General features: G+C 65.0%; 4 protein-coding genes. 3 read left to right on the top strand and 1 reads right to left on the bottom strand.

Features of this window, described 5'->3' with window-relative positions; all coding sequences use genetic code 11:
* Positions 1-765, top strand: a 765-nt coding sequence (locus NP3_RS41975; protein WP_063047267.1) for an ATP-binding cassette domain-containing protein, incomplete at its 5' end; no start/stop codon positions are given.
* Positions 762-1523: an ABC transporter permease gene (locus tag NP3_RS41970; protein WP_063047266.1), complete on the top strand. Its 762-nt coding sequence runs from the start codon at positions 762-764 to the stop codon at positions 1521-1523. The genes NP3_RS41975 and NP3_RS41970, both read left to right, overlap by 4 nt.
* A 38-nt stretch (positions 1524-1561) precedes the next feature.
* Here NP3_RS41970 and NP3_RS41965 read toward each other — a convergent pair whose 3' ends face one another.
* Positions 1562-2419 carry a LysR family transcriptional regulator gene (locus tag NP3_RS41965; RefSeq protein ID WP_063047265.1) on the bottom strand — a complete coding sequence of 286 codons (858 nt, stop codon included), beginning with the start codon at positions 2417-2419 and terminating at the stop codon, positions 1562-1564.
* Positions 2420-2611: 192 nt separating this feature from the next.
* On the opposite strand from NP3_RS41965, the gene NP3_RS41960 reads away from it, so the two are divergent.
* A partial coding sequence (locus tag NP3_RS41960) for an FAD-dependent oxidoreductase (protein WP_157124910.1) occupies positions 2612-2853 on the top strand: 242 nt, incomplete at its 3' end.

Genomic DNA, 2853 nt, shown 5'->3' with positions numbered 1-2853 from the left:
CAGCGGACCGTGCGTTCGCGCATCGGCTACGTCGCCCAGGGTGGAATGACCAATGACGATGCCCTGGTCATCGACGAATTGGTGTTGCAGGCACGGCTTTTCGGGCTGAGCAAGGTACAAGCCACGCACAATGCCGAAGAACTGCTCGTCGCACTCGACCTGGACGGCCTCGGCCGGCGCAAATGCAACCAGCTCTCCGGCGGTCAGCGCCGCCGCGTCGATATCGCGCTCGGCCTGGTGCACGGCCCGGCGCTGATCTACCTCGACGAGCCGACCAGCGGCCTGGATCCGCAGAGCCGCGCGAATCTGTGGGAGCACATCCGGCGCCTGCGCGAGCGAGGCACCACGGTCGTGCTCACCACCCACTATCTGGACGAGGCCGACGCACTGTGTGACCGGCTGCTGATCATGGACCACGGCGGCATCGTCGCCGAGGGCTCGCCCGACGAACTCAAGCGCCGCATCTCCGGCGACGTGGTGAGCTTCGAAATCGAAAATGGCCATGCGGATCTCGCACTCCAGGTCGCCCAGTCGGTGCTCGAGGTGCGCTCGCTGGTGCGCTCGGAGGATGCGGGTCCGGACCGGATCGGTGCGACGCTGGTGCATCTCACCGTGGATCGTGGCGATGCCGCGGTCGTACCCCTATTGCGTGCCATGGACGAGCGCGGTCTCGTACCGGGTGCGCTCACTGTCAAACGTCCCAGCCTCGACGATGTCTTTCTCACCATTACGGGGCGTTCGCTGCGGGAGGCGAGTCACTCATGAGGTTCATGCGCGAGACCGGACTGATCTTCTGGTCCCAACTGCGGGCAAATCTGCGAAATCCGGTGTGGGTCTTGATCGGTCTGTCCCAGCCGGTGCTGTATCTGGTGCTGTTCGGGCCGCTCGTCAAGGGCATCGCGCCGTCGCTCGGCGCGGACTCCGATCCGTGGAAGCTGCTCACGCCCGCTTTGGTCATCCAGACCGGGCTGTTCGGCGCGATCTATGTCGGATTCAGCATTGTGGCGGAATTGCGCGCGGGGGTCGTCGAACGGCAGCGGGTCACGCCCGCGAGCCGGGGCGCGCTGCTGACCGGGCGCGTGCTCAAAGACATGGTCGTGCTCGTTGTCCAGGCGCTGGTGCTCGTCGGAGTTGCCATGGCGGCCTTCGACGTTCGGCCGGATCCGCTCGGCGTGGTGCTGTCGGTGTTGTTGATCGCGGTCATGGCGGCAGGTTTGGCCGCGGCGTCCTATGCGCTGGGTCTGTGGGCCAAATCCGAGGATGTGCTCGCCTCGGTGCTCAACAGTCTCGCGGTGCCGTTGATGCTGCTGTCCGGCATTTTGCTGCCGTTGAGCGTAGGGCCGAGTTGGTTGCGCACGATCGGCAAGGTGAATCCGTTCTCGCACACCGTCGATGCGGCCAGGGCCCTGTTCCGCGGCGACTTCGGTGCGTCCGAGGTGTACCTGGGGACCGGGCTCACGCTGGCGGTCGCCGCGGTGGCGATGGTGATCGGCGCACGTAGCTTCACCCGCGAGAACGCCTGACACCGATGCCGCTGAGATCTGCTCGGAGACAGCAGATCTCAGCGGCGGTGCAATCCGGACAGCAGCGTGGTGAGGATCGGCGAACGGCGCGCATCGCTGCGCAAGACCGCGGAGACCGGAATACGTAGTCGGTGCTCGGCGAGGTGCAGGACGACCAGGCCCTCGGTCGGGCTGTCGGCGTAGAGCACCGTCCAGGCGTCCGGGCGATTGATCAGCTCCATGGTCGCGGTGTGGTCCGGTGGAATCGGCGGACCGAAGGTGGGGCCCGCCGACAGTTCGGCGAAGGCGGCCCGAATCACATTGTGCAGCAGGACCTGTTCCTGCTCGGGCGGGAGCAGCAGCGGATACGGGCTCAGATCCGCCAGCGTCACCTGGTCCTGCGGGGCCAGCGGATGGGCGGCGGAGGTGGCGATGACGAGGTCCTCGATCCACAGCTTCTCCACCGCGAGACCGGGCTCGTCGACACTGCCGCGGATGAGCGCGAGATCGCAGTCGCCATCGGCCACCGCGGTGATCCGCTGCCGGAACGGTTTGATGACGAATTCGATTTCGGCATCCGGATGCGCGGCGCGCGCCCCGGCGATCGCGGACAGGGATCGGGTCGCGAAGGACATATTGGCGGCCAGCCGGATGCGGTGACCGGAGGTGCGCACGGTGGCGCGGATGGCCGACTCCAGACTGAGCATCTGTTTAGCCAGCGGAAGTAGCCGCATGGTCGCGTCGGTCGGCACAACGGCCCTGGTCGAACGCTCGAACAAGGCTACGCCGAGGTCACGCTCCAATCGGGCGATCTGATGGCTGATCGCCGACTGGGAGATGTAGCAGCGGGCCGCGGCCCTGCTGAAACTCAGCTCCTCGCACACCGCGACGAAGTAGGTGAGCTGGCGAAGCTCCACTTGATCTCCAATTCCATTCGCGAGCGCAGCGAGCGAATCATAGGCAGAGCCGAGCGATCGCTCGTAACGGAGCTGAGCGCCAGCGAAGCGCAGTTATGAGCGATCCAGATAAGAGTCATATCTATTATGCGCCTGAACACCTGAAATATCTGCGGATCGAATGACGGTTGGTAATGAGAGAAGGAGGCTGTCATGGAACACGCAGATGTTGTCATCGTTGGATCGGGATTCGGGGGGCTTGCCGCCGCTAAGCAGTTGGCCAAATCGGGCATCAATTACGTTCTTATCTCGAGCACTCCGGAGCATCTCTTCCAGCCGTTGCTCTACCAGGTCGCGACAGGTGTGCTGGCATCGCACGAGATCGCGCCGCCGATCGCCTCGGTACTGCGCAGGCACAGGGAAGCCGACGTCCGGCTCGGCAAGGTCGTCGCCAT

Source organism: Nocardia pseudovaccinii NBRC 100343 (assembly GCF_001613225.1).
In the GTDB taxonomy this organism is placed as follows: Bacteria; Actinomycetota; Actinomycetes; order Mycobacteriales; family Mycobacteriaceae; genus Nocardia; species Nocardia pseudovaccinii.
The sequence above is the reverse complement of the archived record's forward strand: the minus strand, read 5'-3'. Positions and strand labels throughout refer to the sequence as shown.

Excerpts from the sequence above, each read along its gene's own strand:
- NP3_RS41970 (WP_063047266.1), top strand. The coding sequence starts at position 762 with ATGAGGTTCATGCGCGAGACCGGACTGATCTTCTGGTCCCAACTGCGG.